The organism is Bacteroides fluxus YIT 12057 (assembly GCF_000195635.1).
GTDB classification, from domain to species: Bacteria; Bacteroidota; Bacteroidia; order Bacteroidales; family Bacteroidaceae; genus Bacteroides; species Bacteroides fluxus.
The window spans coordinates 1-17,159 of sequence record NZ_GL882607.1 but is presented as its reverse complement, the minus strand read 5'-3'; the positions used below and the strand labels follow the sequence as shown (position 1 = coordinate 17,159).

15 protein-coding genes are annotated in these 17,159 nt (G+C 47.3%); 6 read left to right on the top strand and 9 right to left on the bottom strand.

Annotated elements, in window-relative coordinates:
• Positions 1–23: 23 nt before the first annotated feature.
• Positions 24–959 (bottom strand): phosphate acyltransferase, encoded by a 936-nt coding sequence (locus HMPREF9446_RS01515; protein ID WP_009123674.1) that lies wholly within the window; start codon positions 957–959, stop codon positions 24–26.
• 376 nt (positions 960–1,335) lie between these two features.
• Here HMPREF9446_RS01515 and HMPREF9446_RS01510 point away from each other — a divergent pair, with 376 nt between their 5' ends.
• From HMPREF9446_RS01510 to HMPREF9446_RS01500, 3 genes are read left to right on the top strand one after another with little or no spacing between them, the layout of a single operon-like run.
• Positions 1,336–2,265, top strand: coding sequence for a S66 peptidase family protein (locus HMPREF9446_RS01510; RefSeq protein ID WP_009123673.1), 930 nt, complete (start codon positions 1,336–1,338; stop codon positions 2,263–2,265).
• 11 nt (positions 2,266–2,276) lie between these two features.
• The gene (locus tag HMPREF9446_RS01505) at positions 2,277–3,284 is read left to right on the top strand and encodes a M20 family metallopeptidase (RefSeq protein ID WP_009123672.1); all 1,008 of its coding nucleotides are present in this window, start codon (positions 2,277–2,279) and stop codon (positions 3,282–3,284) included.
• A 45-nt stretch (positions 3,285–3,329) separates the two neighbouring features.
• Positions 3,330–3,752, top strand: coding sequence for a SufE family protein (locus HMPREF9446_RS01500; protein ID WP_039968242.1), 423 nt, complete (start codon positions 3,330–3,332; stop codon positions 3,750–3,752).
• Positions 3,753–3,966: 214 nt separating this feature from the next.
• Here the strand turns inward: HMPREF9446_RS01500 and HMPREF9446_RS01495 are convergent, their stop codons facing one another.
• From HMPREF9446_RS01495 to HMPREF9446_RS01465, 7 genes are all read right to left on the bottom strand, one after another.
• A complete protein-coding gene (locus HMPREF9446_RS01495) occupies positions 3,967–4,173 on the bottom strand; it encodes a helix-turn-helix domain-containing protein (RefSeq protein ID WP_009123670.1) in 207 nt (68 codons plus the stop codon).
• A 92-nt stretch (positions 4,174–4,265) separates the two neighbouring features.
• Positions 4,266–4,958: a DUF2975 domain-containing protein gene (locus HMPREF9446_RS01490; RefSeq protein ID WP_009123669.1), complete on the bottom strand. Its 693-nt coding sequence runs from the start codon at positions 4,956–4,958 to the stop codon at positions 4,266–4,268.
• The gene (locus HMPREF9446_RS01485; RefSeq protein ID WP_009123668.1) at positions 4,955–5,752 is read right to left on the bottom strand and encodes a CPBP family intramembrane glutamic endopeptidase; all 798 of its coding nucleotides are present in this window, start codon (positions 5,750–5,752) and stop codon (positions 4,955–4,957) included. The genes HMPREF9446_RS01490 and HMPREF9446_RS01485 overlap by 4 nt, the downstream gene beginning before the upstream one ends.
• 677 nt (positions 5,753–6,429) lie before the next feature.
• The gene (locus HMPREF9446_RS01480) at positions 6,430–7,086 is read right to left on the bottom strand and encodes a hypothetical protein (protein WP_009123665.1); all 657 of its coding nucleotides are present in this window, start codon (positions 7,084–7,086) and stop codon (positions 6,430–6,432) included.
• A 130-nt stretch (positions 7,087–7,216) separates the two neighbouring features.
• The gene (locus tag HMPREF9446_RS01475) at positions 7,217–8,143 is read right to left on the bottom strand and encodes a bifunctional riboflavin kinase/FAD synthetase (RefSeq protein WP_039968241.1); all 927 of its coding nucleotides are present in this window, start codon (positions 8,141–8,143) and stop codon (positions 7,217–7,219) included.
• Positions 8,127–8,747: an HAD family hydrolase gene (locus tag HMPREF9446_RS01470; protein WP_009123663.1), complete on the bottom strand. Its 621-nt coding sequence runs from the start codon at positions 8,745–8,747 to the stop codon at positions 8,127–8,129. The genes HMPREF9446_RS01475 and HMPREF9446_RS01470 overlap by 17 nt, the downstream gene beginning before the upstream one ends.
• A 4-nt stretch (positions 8,748–8,751) precedes the next feature.
• Complete coding sequence (locus tag HMPREF9446_RS01465) at positions 8,752–11,436, bottom strand: calcium-translocating P-type ATPase, PMCA-type (protein WP_009123662.1); 2,685 nt, start codon at positions 11,434–11,436, stop codon at positions 8,752–8,754.
• A gap of 256 nt (positions 11,437–11,692) precedes the next feature.
• Here HMPREF9446_RS01465 and rd point away from each other — a divergent pair, with 256 nt between their 5' ends.
• Positions 11,693–11,857 (top strand): rubredoxin, encoded by a 165-nt coding sequence (rd, locus tag HMPREF9446_RS18010; protein WP_009123660.1) that lies wholly within the window; start codon positions 11,693–11,695, stop codon positions 11,855–11,857.
• A 103-nt stretch (positions 11,858–11,960) separates the two neighbouring features.
• On the opposite strand, the gene HMPREF9446_RS01460 is transcribed toward rd, so the two are convergent.
• Entirely contained in the window at positions 11,961–13,658 is a 1,698-nt protein-coding gene (locus tag HMPREF9446_RS01460; protein ID WP_009123659.1) for a Na/Pi cotransporter family protein, read from the bottom strand.
• A gap of 83 nt (positions 13,659–13,741) precedes the next feature.
• Here HMPREF9446_RS01460 and HMPREF9446_RS01455 point away from each other — a divergent pair, with 83 nt between their 5' ends.
• Positions 13,742–15,415: a nucleoside kinase gene (locus tag HMPREF9446_RS01455; RefSeq protein WP_009123658.1), complete on the top strand. Its 1,674-nt coding sequence runs from the start codon at positions 13,742–13,744 to the stop codon at positions 15,413–15,415.
• Between the two features lie 63 nt (positions 15,416–15,478).
• Positions 15,479–16,984 (top strand): sensor histidine kinase, encoded by a 1,506-nt coding sequence (locus HMPREF9446_RS01450; protein WP_009123657.1) that lies wholly within the window; start codon positions 15,479–15,481, stop codon positions 16,982–16,984.
• Positions 16,985–17,159: the final 175 nt, after the last annotated feature.

Genomic DNA, 17,159 nt, shown 5'->3' with positions numbered 1-17,159 from the left:
ATTTATGATTTAACAATTTACGATTAGAATTGCTCATGGCAGCCGCCACCATCGGCACTGGTCAGGCAAGCCATGGCAATGCTATAATATTTTGACAGGCCGGAATCACTACGCGACGGCAACACCACCGGACAGACAGGTCCTTGAAGCAATCCTGCCATATCGGCATGAGAGAACAAAGAGACCGCTTTATAAAAGGCATTTCCCGATTCAATATTTGGAAAGATAAGCACATCCGCTTCCCCATTAATGGGAGAGACAATGCCTTTAATATCACCGCTTGTCTTCTCACAGGCCGTTTTCACATCCAGCGGGCCATCGATGATGACATGGCCGAATTCTCCGGCCTCCGCCAACTCCACAATATTTACGTAATCCAATGAATGGGGGAATTTGGCACTGACTTTTTCCGTACAATGGATGAGTGCGATACGCGGCTGTCCGATACCGAAATGACGGCAAGTACGGATGGCATACCAAATCATCTCAATACGCTGCTGCAATGTCGGACGGGGAATAACCGCAGCATCAGAGAAGAACAACAATTTGTCATACGTAGGAATCTGCATCACTGCCAGATGGGTCAGGATCCTGCCTTTGGGCAGCAACCCTTTTTCCTTGTCCAGAATGGCACGAAGCAGATTGTCGGTATTGATAATACCCTTCATCAATATGTCCGCCCCGCCCTCGCGGACAATACGGACTGCCTCACGCGCGGCTTCATCGGGATCTTCAATATGCAAGGTCTTGACATACTGCGGATACTTCTTCAAAGTTGGATATTTTTCCAGAATGGCAGAGTCACCAATCATCAGAAACTCCCCGATTCCCTCTTCCAAAGCACGGGAAATGGCATATTCTGTATTGGGATCATTGGCGCAGACTACTGCAATGCGCTTCCTTTTATTCAAAGTTTTCAAATGAGCGGTCAACTGATCAAAGTTCCGTATCGGTTCCATAACGTTAGATTTTTAGCAAATATCTGAAAAATAGTCGAAAAAAGCAGCATATTACAGGCTTAAATTTTATATGTTTAATATCATTTTGACAAATCGTCTCTTATCCATACACCTACCATATTTAACATCTCTTACATGCGTTTTGCTCAATCAAACCTCGTAATTACGTTATTTTGTGTACTTTTACCGTAGATTTGATGGAATCTTGATGTCCGCAAGAAGAAACAAGTTTTAGTTTATCCCGCCTAATCGGAATTTTGCACTATCTTTGCTTAAAAAGCGAAGACAGGCTGCACCTCAGCATAAAAAATGAACAAGTTCATTTTATTCTGCATTCGGTTTGCACTATCTTTGCCGCAAATACAAGTGATAGCCTATGAGTAGTCTTATTTTTCCTCCGTATCTGCAAGAAGGCGACCGGATCATTATCCTCTCCCCTTCCAGCAAAATCGACAAGACCTTTCTGAAAGGTGCCAATAAACGCTTGAAATCCTGGGGACTGGAGGTCGTATTTGCCAAACATGCCGGCAGCGCCCACGGCACCTATGCAGGAAGCATCCGGCAACGTCTGGAAGATTTGCAAGAGGCCATGGATGACGAAAAAGCCAAAGCCATACTTTGTAGCCGTGGCGGTTATGGGGCTGTACATTTAGTAGGGAAATCGGACTTTACCAAGTTCAGGGAACATCCTAAATGGCTCATCGGCTTCAGTGACATCACCGCCCTACACAACGAATTCCAAAAGAATGGCTTCGCATCGCTCCACGCCCCTATGGCACGCCACCTGGCCGTTGAGCCGGAAGATGATTTCTGCACGCAAGCATTGAAAGACATCCTTTTCGGAAACATACTTGCAGGTGAAGAAGCATTCGGCTACGTTTGCCCGAAGCACAAGCTGAATCACGAAGGTACAGGCACAGGTATTCTGCGTGGCGGAAACCTGTCTGTCTTTTACGGACTGCGCGGCACTCCATACGACTTGCCTGCCGAAGGAACCATTCTTTTCATCGAAGACGTGGGTGAACGTCCGCATGCCGTAGAACGCATGATGTACAATCTGAAATTGGGAGGCGTACTCGAAAAGCTGTCGGGGCTCATCATCGGGCAATTCACCGAATATGAAGAAAACAAATCGTTGGGCAAGGATTTGTACGGCGCACTCGCCGATTTGGTAAAAGAATACGATTATCCGATATGTTTCGACTTCCCTGTAGGACACGTCACAGCGAACTTTCCTATGATCAACGGGGCAGAAGTAACCTTGGAAGCCGGTAAAAAAGAAGTAAAATTAAGCTTTAACATATAATATAGAAAAGAATGAAACGGAATTATACATTCATCTCACTGTTACTGTTGCTGATCGTAGCGATAGTAGCATGCAGCAACAACAGCAGCAAGTCTGTTGACGACAATGAGGAAACCACCACCAAGAGCACCGTTAATGTACCCCCATTCAATGCAGACAGCGCCTATCTTTATGTCCGGGCTCAAGCCGACTTCGGCCCGCGTGTTCCAAATACAGCCGCACACAAAGCTTGCGGAGAGTTCCTGGCAAATAAACTGGAACAATTTGGAGCCAAAGTCTATAACCAGAACGTCGACCTGGTGGCATACGACAATACCATTCTGAAGTCGCGCAATATCATCGGGGCATACAATCCGGAAAGCAAAAGACGCGTTCTTCTTTGTGCCCACTGGGACAGCCGTCCATACGCAGACGAGGACCGTGACGAGAAGAAGCACCAGACTCCCATTCTGGGCGTAAACGACGGTGCCAGCGGTGTAGGTGTACTGCTTGAAGTGGCCCGCCAACTGCAACAACAAGCACCTGCCATCGGTATCGACATCATTTTCTTTGATGCCGAGGACTATGGTACCCCCTACTTCTATAAAGGTACCCATAAACCAGACACCTGGTGCCTTGGCTCCCAATACTGGGGACGTGTGCCCCATGTGGAAGGCTACAATGCCCGTTACGGAATCTTGCTTGACATGGTAGGCGGCAAGAATGCCACTTTTTACCAGGAACGGTTCTCCCAAAGAACTGCGGGCAAGTACGTGAAGAAGATATGGGATACCGCCCATCGTCTGGGGTTCGGCAACCTCTTCCCTAAAGAACAAGGAACCGAGGTTACCGATGACCATCTGTACGTATATAACCTCCGCCAGATTCCATGTGTAGATATCATCAACTACAGTCCCGATTCCAATACCGGTTTCGGTGATTTCTGGCATACGGTAGATGACAATATGGATATCATCGACAAAGGCACACTCAATGCAGTGGGACAAACCATACTGGAAGTAATCTACAACGAAAAATAGACAATCAAACAGTAAATCGTAAAACAATAAATTATAAATGACATGTTGACAATCAACGAAGTACAAGATGAAGTAATTGCCGAGTTCAATGATTTTGACGATTGGATGGACCGGTACCAGCTTCTCATCGATTTAGGCAACGAGCAGGAACCGCTCGACGAAAGATATAAGACGGAACAAAATCTGATTGAAGGCTGCCAAAGCCGTGTATGGCTACAGGCAGACAATGTGGACGGAAAAATCATATTCCAGGCCGAAAGCGACGCACTGATTGTGAAAGGAATCATTTCACTGCTTATCAAAGTACTCTCCGGGCACACGCCGGACGAAATACTGAACGCTGACCTCTATTTCATTGATAAAATAGGACTGAAGGAACACTTGTCGCCCACCCGTAGCAACGGACTGCTGTCTATGGTAAAGCAGATGCGAATGTATGCGCTGGCCTTCAAAGCAAAAGGCATCTAAAGGGTGCGTCCGGCAACATATAATCTAATAATCAACAGATTATATTTACCAGATGTTTACTCTATAATGTAAAAGCCGTTACTCTACAATGTAAAAGTCGTTACTCCATAATGTAACGGCTTTTACATTATAAAGTAACGACATTTACCGTAGTATGTAAACGGAACCTCTTAAGGCAGTAAGCGTTTCAACCTCTGCTTACGCCTTCTTCTCCCTATTTATCCTCCTTAAACTCCAGTATATCCCCCGGTTGGCAATCGAGTTCCTTACAGATGGCTTCTAAAGTAGAAAAACGGATGGCTTTGGCTTTTCCCGTTTTAAGAATAGAGAGATTGGCCGGCGTAATATCAATCTTCTCCGCCAGCTCTCCCAAAGATATCTTTCTCCGAGCCATCATTATGTCAAGGTTTACTATAATCATATAATTGTGTTCTATTTATCAATTATTCTTTCTTTTCCCACTTACCCCTCAAAGGCAGGAAACAAAATGAGAATAATGCGTTTCCAACTTCATTAAATAGTCAACTCCTGTTCCTCTTTCATCTTCAGTCCTATGGCAAACACCTCCGCCACAATCAGTGCCGTCAGCCCAAGCACAAAGGTCGTGATATCCACCATATCCGACAGTACCAAATCATAGTTCTGCAAAGAAAGTACTTCCCTCAGACTGCAAAGAGACAAGTATTCCACCAACAGCGAGCAGCCGAAGCCTACTATCAGCAGCACTCCCAAACGGCGTAAACGGCGTATATTCCGCCAATTGAAGATGTCCGAACGGTTGATTGCCACAATTAGCTTGACAAAAAGCACTATGGACCAGACAATGGCTGCCAACTGGACGAAATCCAACAAACCGGACACCACCCTGCTGACCGCACCTTCCTGCGTCTTCACACTGACCGCCATCATAGCGTGCATAGCCGGCACATACTCCCCGCTCTTCTCATTATATACGGAATCACAAAGCAACTCCTGCACTTTCCCGTCCAATGAATGGGGAATCAAGGCAATATACTTCATATTGGTCAATGCACGGTAATCATTGTGCTGCTCCAAATGATCACAATCTTTCATTTCCTTGGCCGCCTCCATACCGGCCTTTGCCCCCAAACCTATGCCCATGCACATGTAATAGGCCGACTCCACTACGGAATAGCACAGCACCAGCATCACAATCACACAAAAAATATTCAATCTTCTTTTCATCGCTCAGTTATTGTAGTCGTATTAGTATCAGATAATTTATAGTTATTCAGTATTTTCAGGGACAGAAAGAACAGCAGCACGGAAGCTGCCAGAGCAATCATATAAACCGGCTTTCCCAACACTTCAGCCATCGTATCCGCCTCTTTGAAATTCAATCCCAGCCACACTGCCAGGCTATTATTCAAGATATGTATCAAGATGCCGGGTATCAGGCTTCGAGTCCTATAATAAATCCAGGCAAACAAGAATCCTGAGAAACAAGCTCCCACCACCTGCACCGGATTCAGATGGAAAAGTCCGAATATCAGACCGGAAGCCAGAATAGCCTTACCCGGACTATATCTCTTCAGCAACACTTTCGTGATGGCGCCCCGGAACAGCAATTCCTCCAAGACAGGTCCAAACACTGCAATGCAAAGAATTCCCAGCCACCCTGTCTGCAACAAGCTAAAAGTATCGCTCAACCAATCGGGCAAGAACGTGAGACACGACATCAATGCATCTATCAAGAAGATGGAGGAAGCTCCCGCCGCCAAACTCCACGCCAAATAAGAAGAAGAGACAGGAGAATACAGGTGCCTGTCGGCAGTCAGGTAATTATTCTTCCATAAGTATATCCCCATAAAAATAAAGCCCATCAACATAGCCGGTGCCAGCGCAATGGCTTCCGCCTGACCTCTATTCCACACCCCCTCCGCCAAATATGTATATGCCAAGCACAGAGGCCCTGCCACTAATACGCCTAACAGCTGCATCAAAAAGTAAATCAAGACCAGTTTTATCGCCGTTTTCATTTGCCCTCTTTCTTAAATTCCTGCAAAGATACATATTTTTTCTATCAATTCGTCAAGCAGAAGCAACAGCTCCCATCAACAACATCATCACCATAGAAAGTGACAGTACCAATAACGTAATACTCATGAATGCTCTTCTCATAACCTCAACCTTTTTAATAAATAATGCTCTTTTTTTACTCACTAAACACTTGAATTACGATAATATTTTATCGTTTTTCGATATACAAAGAAAAGAGTATTTATTGATGTGACAAAGAAAAACAAAAAATATTTATCGAAAAACAATAAAAAAGAGACGTTTTACGATAATAATGCAGAAAGAATACAGAAAGAGGAGTATAAATAAACTGCATCCATCATTTCCGCCAAAAGACTAAATCCCGACAATCAGGATATAGAAGACAAAAACAATGGATGCAGGCTATATTATTCTAATTATTTAGATACGGCAGATTCTCTACTGTTTCAGAAGACTGAAAGTTGGCAGGCAACGAAGTTGTTGAAGGATAAGTTCTTGTATTCACAATATAGGGTTTTCTATACCGTCCGGATCTCAAGATTTGCGCGTCAGCCGAATCATCACAGAGTTTCTTCCGCTTCATTGCAAGCAAAGAACAGGAAGCAAACAACAAAAGATAAAAGATAATTAATGTTTCTTGTTTTCATAAGTTTTATTAGTCTAAAGGTTTTAATGTTACATTACAAAATCCATAGCCTTCATTAAAAGGTAAAAAACAGTAGCGTGCATGCTTCTTCCATTTAGGTAGAGAAAGAACCTCATCGGGGACATTGCCTGAAAAATCATTATTCCTCATAGGTGGGAGATACGCTTCGCTATCCGTAAAAAAGCGCCAGTCAATACTAGTCAAATGGTTATTATTGAAGCCTGACCTCAATAAATAGGTCACTTCAAAAGGCAGACAACCATAAAATCCACACCCGGACAATGAAACACAAGCTTTTCTACATGCTCCTAACTCCGGCGGAATCACCCCACCAAAATTAGGGCAGTTTTCTATTTCCAGAAAACACAATGTCTCTTTCAACTTTTCTATTTTAGGAGAAAGCGGGCCAACCAAACATTCTACGTTCTTGATAATCAAACTTTCGAGCGGACAATCAAAAAGTGACTCCGGAAGTTTGCCGGACAAACAAGAGAAATTCTCAATTTCAAATGAGCTGAGATACTTCAAACGCCCTATTGACTCGGGTATATAACAACCGGAAGCTTCCAACTTAAAATCAAGGTGTATTCCCTTGACCACCTTCAAACCGTTTTCAGCAAGTTCTAATTGGATGCCATGCCATGTTGCAGGATCTCTCAAGGCCATCGTTACATAACATGATACTCTCTTTTACAAAAGAGACTTTTGAGAAACAGAAAAAAGAACAGATGTATCTCTTCCCCTGACGAGAAAAGAGAAAAGAAATCATGCAAGAGTTACCAATCTGAAAAGTAAATTACAGGGAAAGTGCCGCCTTGACCTCCTCTTCGTCCCGGCGAATACGGGCCACGAGTTCTTCAACCGTATTGAATTTCAGTTCCGGACGCATATAGCGCACGAAAGATATCCGCATCGGCCGGCCATAGATATCAGCTTTAAAATGAAAGATATTAACCTCAATGCTGCGGTCCGTACCGTTGGCAAGAGTGGGACGATAGCCTATACTCAACATTCCTCCATACCTTATCCCGTCCAGATATACATAGACGGCATATACCCCGTCTGCAGGAATCATCTTGTCCGGGTCGTTGACACGGAGGTTTGCCGTGGGGAAACCTATTTTACGGCCTACCCGGTAACCGCCCACCACCGTACCGTCCAGAAAGAAATCATAGCCCAGATATTCCGCGGCTTCCGAAACCTGGCCCTCCCGCAGGCAATGGCGGATCATGGAAGAACTGACCGTCCTGTCTTCATTATAAGAATATGCACGCGCCGACATGACCTCTATGCCCAGCTCCCCGCCGTAGCGCACATAGTCATCGAAGCCTTCGCTACGGTTGTGGCCGAACCGGTGATCATAACCCACCACCAAAACTTCTATCCGGTACCGTTCTTTCAGAATGGCCATGAACTGCTGTGCCGAAAGTCGCGCCAGTTCCGGAGTAAAGTCAAGCATCATGCAGTAATCCATTCCGGTTCCGGCAAGCAAGGACACCTTTTCATCACAAGTGGTCAACAAGTCCGGATGATAGCCGGGTTGCATCACCTTGCGCGGATGCACGGGAAAAGTAATGACCGATGAAGCCATGCCACGCGCGGCGGCCACTTCAGCCACTTGCCCTATCAAATAGCGGTGTCCCCGGTGTACTCCATCAAAGAATCCGATGGTAGCCACACTTGGGCGAAGAACAATATCCGATGTCTCAGAAACTAACTGCATGGCTCCAATCTTCATGGGCTTTCGGAGTATAGGTCGAAATGCCCAACATTTCCGCCGTCCGGCAATTGGCTTCGGAATCATCAATGAAAAGAGTTTCCCGGGGAGAGATACCCGTATCATCCAATACCTTCTGAAAGATTCCGGCATCCGGCTTCGCCATATTCATCTCGTAGGAAAGGTAGATGTGCTCAAAGTAATCCTCTACACGGAAAGTCTTGTAGGGGAAAGCATGCCGGCACGACCATTGCCAATGTATCTCGTTGGTATTGCTCAACAGATAGACCACATAGTTCTTACGCAATTCCAGCAACAGTTCCAATTTATAATCGGGAATACCGACCAAGAAACTGTTCCAGGCCTCGTCTATCCGGGCATCGGTTACCGGCTTTCCTATTTTGCCGCGGATGATATCCCGGAAATCGGCACTGGTAATCAAGCCTTTTTCATATTTCTGAAAAAAGTCCTGCTGATGATACAAGTCCAATGCCACTTCCACATCGGGTAATCCCAGTTCCTTAAAATGCTCCACACAACGCTGGCGGTCCAAGTCTATCAAGACTCCGCCGAAATCGAGAATAAGGTTTTTGATTCCTTTGTTTTTCATCTTCCTATTTTTGTGTTAAACGCCGGATGAAACGTATAAGCTCACCCACCCACAGAACCAAAGAGGTAGAAGAAACAATCGTTATCCACGTCATAAAATCAAGCGGCTCGGTACGGAACACTGCCCCGCCAAACTGCACAATCAGTATTTGTCCGCCCAGGATGGCAAGTACGATCAACTCCATGCCGTATGATTTGGAAATTCCCTTGAACGCAGAGTCCGAGGTACCGAACACACGCGCATTGAACAGGTTCCAGAATTGCAGCATGACGAAGAAGGTAAAGAAAACGGTGAGGCGCTGTGTAGTCATACCGCCTTCCTGATGGTTAAACCAGAACAGCATGCCCATCAGCAATGCCAGAAAGGCCGTTCCCATACCTAAGATATAGTACCGCATGGATTTGGTTATGATAAAATCCGTGCTTTTACGCGGTTTCTCTTTCATCACGCTCTCACTCGGGGGAATGGAAGCCAACGCCAATGCGGCAAAAGTATCCATAATCAAGTTCACCCATAACATCTGGGTAACGGTCAGAGGCAAGTCGGTTCCCACCAAAGAGCCCAGCAGCACGATGAACAACGCCACAAAGTTGATAGTCAACTGGAACACGATGAAACGTTGGATATTCTTATACAAGGAACGTCCCCACATGACGGCAGTACCGATGCTGTTGAACGAGTCGTCCAGCAGCGTAATGTCACTCGCTTCTTTGGCGACGGAGGTTCCCGTACCCATGGAAAGTCCTACCTGCGCATGGTTCAAGGCGGGAGCATCATTCGTACCGTCACCGGTCACAGCCACTACCGCGCCTTTCTGTTGCAGCAACTGCACCAAACGTTGCTTGTCCGTAGGACGCGCACGGGACATGATCTTCAAATCCATCACGCGGTCCAGCGCTTCCTCATCCGTCAGTTCGGCAAACGCAGCCCCTGTAATGCGGTTGCGTTCCGTATCTTCCGGCTGCCACAAACCTATCTGGCGGGCTATTTCGGTTGCCGTCCCCGGTGTATCTCCCGTCACGATCTTGACACCGATACCGGCCGACTGGCATTTTGCCACCGCCGCAGGCACATCCGGGCGGATCGGGTCACTGATGGCAACCACACCCAAGAACGACAAGTCATTTTCAGCAACCAATGCCACACAATCAGACACTTCCGCATCATCCACAATCTTGAATGCAAAGCCAAGTGTGCGCATAGCCATATTCTGGTAGTTGAGCAACTGTTCCTCAACGGTGGAACGGTATTCCCCCGCATCCACACGCTTGCCGTCCAACATAACCTCCTTGCATTTACCCAAAACTATTTCGGGAGCTCCCTTCACATACAGCACCTTCTTCCCAATCAGGGGAGATTGCACCAAGGTAGCCATGAATTTCCTTTCCGTAGAGAAAGTCAACTGGTCAACAACCGTCGCTTTCTCACGCAGCGCCAGATAGTCGCATCCCCGGCCGTTCAGCCACAGGAGCAAGGCCACCTCCGTAGGATTGCCTACCCCTTTCGGTTTCTCACCGGGCACGCTTTCTTCGAGGAATGCCGTGGAATTGGCGCTGATACCCTCCATCACCAGTTTGCTGAGATCATCCTCACCTATTTCCCCCTTGTTCTTCAAGCCATAGAAATTAGGCTCGTGTACCTGCATCAGATTCTGTGTCAGCGTACCCGTCTTGTCGGTACAGATAACGGTAATCGCTCCCATCGTTTCGCAGGCATGCATCTTGCGAACCAGATTATTGGTGGAAAGCATACGGCGCATGTTCAATGCCAGACTGAGCGTGACACTCATCGGCAAGCCCTCCGGCACGGCCACCACAATCAGTGTTACCGCCATCATAAAGTAGCGCAACGTAGCTTGCAGGGCAGGCAGCCAGTCACGGAAAGTATGGAATGACGCAAAGTCATAGACCAAGACTACATCCTTAATAAAGAAAATGAGGAAGGCCAGTCCAGCCACGGAGAAACCTATTTTTCCGATAAGATTCGCCAATTTGGTCAATTGTATGTTCAGCGGAGTAGGCTCTGTATTCTGCTCGGTGCTCTGGCGTGCCACCTTTCCGATTTCCGTAGCATCGCCCACGGAATCCACGCGCATAGTACCATGTCCGTCCACAACGGTGGTACCACGCAAGATACGGTTTGAAGCGTATGTTGCCTCGTCATCGAATTCGGATTCAACGGTGGTCTTCGTCACTACCGGCTCGCCCGTGAGGTTCGATTCATTCACCTGCAGAGAAATAGCTTCTATCAGTTCACCGTCCGCAGGCACCTCCTCACCGGTTTCCAGGACAATGATGTCTCCTACCACTACATCCTTGCGGGGGATCTCCTGCACGTGTCCGTTACGGATCACTTTCACCAGCGTCTCTTCGTTTACCGCATTCAGCAGGTCAAACTTCTTGTTGGCATCGTATTCAAAGAAAAAGCCGATGCCTGTAGCCAACAAGATGGCAGCTATAATACCAATGGTCTCGGCATACTCATTTTCAACAACGGAAATAACCAGAGAAAAGAAAGCGGCCACCAACAGTACTCTGACAACGGGATCTTCAAATTTCTCCAGATACAATTTCCACAGCGAGGGGCGTTTGGGAGGCGTTAATAAATTTACACCATGCTCGGTGCGGCTTCTGCTCACTTCTTCATCCGTGAGCCCAATGTGATAATAATCGTCCTTTATTGCAGTCATGCAAGTCTTTAGGTTTAATTTTGATTCGCAAAATTACAATAATATATTGGTAAAGCAATGTTATTATTTTTTTTTAAGTTTGTCGCAAGGGAACCTTTGCCTGCATCCTCGTTCTTCCCAAACGCTCCACCCAATCTGCAAAGCATGGCCAGGCAGATAGAGCAAGTAACTTTTTTTGCCCGGAATAAAACAAAAAGGAAACTTTATTTGTTTCAATTAGAGAACAAATAGAGAATAAAAACAAAAAAGAAAGATTATGGAAAAGTACATTTGCACTGTTTGCGACTACATTTACGACCCGGAAAAAGGTGATCCCGACAGCGGCATCGAACCGGGAACAGCTTTCAAGGACATTCCGGAAGACTGGGTTTGCCCATTATGCGGAGTAGGCAAAGAAGATTTCGAAAAACTGGAAGAATAGTAAGTCAGAAACAGAAAACAAGAATCAGGGATTAAAGGGCTGCTTGTCCTGCCATAAAGCACAGATGCAAGCATCCCCTTAATCCCTGATTCTTGTTCCCCTATCAAGGAACCTTCTTCTCTTTGATATCGCTGCTGGCTTCCACTACATTCACCACATAGTCGCCCAACTTCTCACATTCCGCAATGATATCCATGTAATACACACCCATCTGATAATCATATTCCTTGTTGTTGACATCCAGGATGTTCTGGTTCTTCAACTGATTGCGGTAGTTATTTATCTCATTCTCCAGATTGAAAGACTTGTTCACATCGATGCTCTGATGCTCGGGACGTTCCACTACAACGATCATTTGCGCCAGAGCGTCGTCCGTGAGTTTCATCATAAAATGGATATGTTCATATTGCTTTTCCGTAAAGTCCAGATTGGTCTGGCGCTTGCGGTTGATGGTACGGGCCAGGTTGTAACAGCTATCCCCGATACTTTCTATCTCCGTTACCTCACGGAGCATGGCACGTATCTGCAACTTACTTTCCGAACTCAAGCGCCCCTCCGACACCTGATTCAGATAGTTGGCTATCTCCAGTTCCATGCTGTCGCTGATATTCTCGTACTTCTCCACACGGCTGAACACTTTATTGAAATCATCATCCTTGTCCGTGTGCAGCAAGTCCTGCACCATCCCGAACATGCGGCGGGTACGCTCGGCAAAAAGATGGATCTCCTTGCTTGCCTGCAGAATGGAAAGCTCCGCCGTGGAAAGCATACCTCCCGATATAAAGCGCAACCGGTATTCTTCGTCCTGCTCCTTCATCGGGATGATGGCGCAAACCGTACGCTCTATAAACTTCACAAACCAGATCAGTATCAACACATTGCAGATATTGAAGCAAGTATGGAACGCCGACAGCTTGAAAGATACCGCCACAGCCGGGTCTTTGGTACCCATCACATTCTCCACAAACCATGCCACCGCTTCGGTGAAAGGGGTGAAAAGGCACAATACCCATATCACGCCGAACACGTTGAACACCAAGTGGGCCAAAGCAGCCCTCCTTGCCTGCGTATTGCCGGTCAGCGCCGCAAGGTTCGCCGTAATGGTGGTACCGATATTCTCGCCCAGCACCAGCGCGGCTCCCAGTTCGAAACTGATCCAGCCATTGGCGCACATGATGAGCGTAATGGCCATCGTGGCCGCAGACGCCTGCACAATCATCGTCAATACCGTTCCGATGCCCACAAAAAGAAGTATGGATATGAATCCCATGTCAGTGTAATTCTGCACAAAAGACAGCATATCTGGGTTCTGGCTCAAGTCGGGAGCGTTGTTCTTCAGATAAGACAGCCCCATGAACAAGAATGAAAAACCGAAAATAAATTCACCGACAGACTTGCGGTTGCTTTTTTGGGAGAAAAGGAGAGGAATGCCGAAAGCGAGGAGAGGAAGGGCAAAGGCGGCAATGTCCACCTTGAAGCCTAAAGCTGAAATAATCCATGCCGTAACAGTCGTACCTATATTGGCACCCATTATGACACCGATGGACTGCGAGAGCGTCAACAACCCGGCGTTGACAAAACTCACAACCATCACCGTGGTTGCAGAGGAAGACTGCACAAGTGCCGTAATCAGCACGCCCGTTAATACTCCGGTCACTCTGTTGGTTGTCATCGCGGTCAATATTTTCCGCAGCCTGTCGCCGGCAAATTTTTGAAGTCCCTCGCTCATGATCTTCATACCATACAGGAATAAAGCCAACGAGCCGAGCAACTTTAAAAAATCATAAAAAGAATATTCCATCTTTAATTATTTAAGGTGTTTCGTTCCTTCGTGTGTTATAATGTCCTATATTTAACGTATCAACCAATAAAAAACGGAGCATCATGAAACACATGTTACAAATTTGTTGCAAAAATAATAATATTTCCAAAGAATTCCCTATAGGAAGCTCACTTTTGGATATTTATTACGGTTTTAATCTAAACTTCCCCTATCAAGTAGTCAGCGCCAAAGTAAACAACCGTTCCGAAGGGCTGAATTTTCGTGTTTACAACAACAAGGACATAGAGTTTCTGGATGTGCGCGACTCTTCGGGCATGCGCACCTACGTACGTTCACTTTGCTTCATACTCTACAAAGCGGTCAGCGAACTGTTCCCCGAAGGCAAACTGTTTGTGGAGCATCCCGTTTCCAAAGGCTATTTCTGCAACCTGCGCATCGGGCGCCCCATCGAACTGGAAGACGTGGCAGCCATCAAGAAACGGATGCAGGAGATTATTGCCGGGGACATACCCTTTCACCGTGTGGAATGCCACACCACCGAAGCCGTGCGCATCTTCAGCGAAAGGGGCATGAACGATAAAGTGAAGCTGCTGGAGACCTCCGGTTCGCTCTATACCTATTATTATACCTTGGGCGACACTGTAGATTACTACTACGGCAACCTGCTGCCCAGTGCCGGTTTCGTCAAGCTGTTCGACATCGTGAAATATTACGACGGCCTGCTGCTGCGCATCCCCGACAAAGACAACCCCAACGCACTGGAAGAGGTGGTGAAGCAGGAAAAGATGCTCGACGTCTTCAAGGAACACCTGCGCTGGAACTACATCATGGGGCTGAGCAACGTAGGCGATTTCAACCTTGCGTGCGAGGCCGGGCATGCCACCGACCTCATCAACGTGGCCGAAGCCCTGCAGGAAAAGAAGATAGCCCAGATAGCCGACGACATCTACCACCGCGGCGAAAACGGCAACCGTGTAAAGCTTGTCCTCATCTCCGGACCGTCCTCTTCGGGCAAGACGACTTTCAGCAAACGCCTCAGCGTACAGCTGATGACCAACGGCCTGCGCCCGTACCCCATCTCGCTGGACAACTATTTCGTTGACCGCGAGGACACTCCACGCGACGAAAACGGCCACTATGACTACGAATCCCTGTACGCCCTCGACCTGGAACTTTTCAACACCCAGCTGCAAGCACTGCTCCGGGGCGAAGAGGTGGAACTTCCGCGGTTCAACTTCACCCTCGGGAAAAAGGAGTACAAAGGTGACAGGCTGCGCATCGACGAACATACCATCCTGATACTGGAAGGCATCCATGCACTGAATCCCGAACTGACCCCCCAGATTCCGCCCGAGAACAAATACAAAATCTATGTGTCGGCCCTGACCACCATCTCCCTGGACGACCACAACTGGATTCCCACCACAGACAACCGCCTGCTGCGCCGCATCATACGGGACTATAATTATCGCGGTTACTCGGCGCAGGAAACCATCTCCCGCTGGCCCAGTGTGCGGGCGGGCGAGGACAAATGGATATTTCCCTATCAGGAAAACGCCGACGTCATGTTCAACTCCGCCCTGCTGTTTGAGTTTGCCGTATTGCGTTGCCACGCAGAGCCGATACTGACCAGTGTTCCGCGCAATTGCCCGGAATATGCGGAAGCATACCGTTTGCTGAAGTTCATCAAATATTTCACTCCCGTGCAGGACAAGGAAATCCCTCCCACCTCATTGTTAAGGGAATTCCTGGGCGGCAGCAGTTTTAAATATTAAATTCCATTACCAAATATTCATTAAAAGATATACCTTTGTGGACAAAACAAACAAATTTACATAATGAAAAAAATAGCAACCGCCCTTTTGTTAGCGGTTTTGTGCGCTTACAGCCAGGTTCACGCACAAAACCGCGCCGATGAATTAATGAAACAAGCACAAGAGAATCTTGCGAAAAGGGAATATATCAAAGCCCGCTATCTTTTCCTGCAAGCCTACAATGCTTTTTCCTCGCAGGACAAGTATGACAAAGCCGTGGAATGCGGCGTCAACGCAAGTGCCCTTTACCATCGGGAGAACTATTACAAAGAAGCTTTTGAACTGTTGCGCGGTGCAGACATGGTAGTGGCCGCCGGTGAGCAAAAAAGCGGGAAACCCCTGCCGGAACTACGTTTCCGCATCAGCAAGGAGCGCTTGCAAATGTACATAGGGCTGAAAAACCCCGCACGTGCCAAGGAGCAGCTGGCCAGACTGGAAGAAACCGCCAAGGCCTCCCGCAACGACTCGCTGAACAACGACCTGCTGTACACCCAGGCCAATTACTACTACACTTTCGGACAGAACGCACAAGGCGACGACGCCATCAACCGCCTGATCGGGAAGTACAAGGAACAGAAGAACTACGCCAAAGTGGACGAGTGCTACAAAACCCTTATCGGCATTGCCCGCAAAGCCAACAATGCCGCACTGACAGCCCGCACATACGACAAATATATCTTATGGACCGATTCCGTGAAAGCCCTTACCGCCCGGGATGAGCTGAACGTACTGAAACAGAAATATGACGAAAGCCTGGCGACCATCCAGGACAAGGACGACTCGCTGAGCGCCAAACAATACATCATCATCGGGCTTTGCGTGCTTGCCGCCATCCTTGCCGCCGCACTGGTATTCGGTGCCATCGTACTGCTGCGCTTCATCGTGCTGACCCGTAAACAGAAGAAGGCCATCAGCATCGCCAATGAGCACAACGAACTGAAAACCCAATTCATCCGGAACATATCCGCCCAGATGGAGCCTACTCTGGATACGTTGGACGCTTCATTGCCGGGTGTCAAGGCTTTGCGCGGCTTCTCCAACCACATCCAGGAGTTGTCAGAGCTCGAGAGCACCCTGTCCGAACCTTATGAAATGCAGGAGAAGAACATAGCCACATTCTGCGAAACCGTGATGGACAGGATGAAAGGAAAGACGCAGGAAGATGTGTCCTTGACCGTCAATGCCCCCAAATTGAATGTGAAAATAAGCCCCGAACATCTGGAACGTATCCTGCTGCACCTGCTGGAAAACGCCGCCGAATATACTCCCGCCGGAGGAAAGATTTGGCTGGACTTCAAGAAACGTGGCGCCCATACCCACCAGTTCATAATCAGCGATACCGGCTGCGGCATTCCGGAAGAACAGCGCGAAAACATCTTCAAGCCTTTTACCGAAATCAAGGACCTGACACAAGGTGACGGTTTGGGACTGCCCATCTGCTCGTTAATGGCTACCAAGATGAACGGCTCACTGACATTGGATAGCAGCTACACCAAAGGGGCAAGGTTTGTGCTGGAACTGCATGCATAAATACAACAAACCAATATCCTGTCATACACGATATTAACAACAGGCACTACACGATATTAATAACGAGTACCGTATCTTATTAATATCGTGTAAACACGAAACGAATATCCTGCAAGCCACGGCTCTTTCATTAAAAAAGTCAACTTTATTGAGCGGATGCCCTGGGATTGTTATA